This is a genomic window from Vibrio sp. OPT46 (genome assembly GCF_015163535.1).
GTDB lineage: Bacteria > Pseudomonadota > Gammaproteobacteria > Enterobacterales > Vibrionaceae > Vibrio > Vibrio alginolyticus.
On record NZ_JADDYG010000402.1, the window covers coordinates 1 to 383 of the forward strand.

1 protein-coding gene is annotated in these 383 nt (G+C 42.3%); it reads right to left on the reverse strand.

Annotation, left to right across the window (positions count from 1 at the left end; genetic code table 11):
• On the reverse strand, positions 1-383 hold a 383-nt coding region (locus tag IQR33_RS18685), incomplete at both ends, for a glycosyltransferase N-terminal domain-containing protein (protein WP_322631784.1).

Sequence of the window (383 nt, forward strand, 5' to 3'; positions counted from 1 at the left end):
GTTTGGCAGAGTACTTGAGTTAGGCATGGATGAAGCTGGTTAAAAAGCCGCTGTATTTTGGCGTAGTTCTGACACGATTTTTCAGATAGGCGCGCATTTACGACAGTTATAGGGACACCCGCTTTGTGAACATTGTGAAGCGTGTTTGGCCACAGCTCAGTCTCAATGATCAACATCTGTTTTGGTTGCACTGCTTTAAGAAAACCTTTGATAGCAAACCCAAAGTCAATTGGCATATAGCGGTGTTCAATTAAATCACCCAACTTAGCAATCTGTTCAGCTCCGGTACTTGTTGTTGTTGTAACTAGAATAGATTGTTCGGGGTTTTGTTCCTTAAGGGCTTTGATTAAAGGTGTTGCTGCTATGCTTTCACCAACAGATAC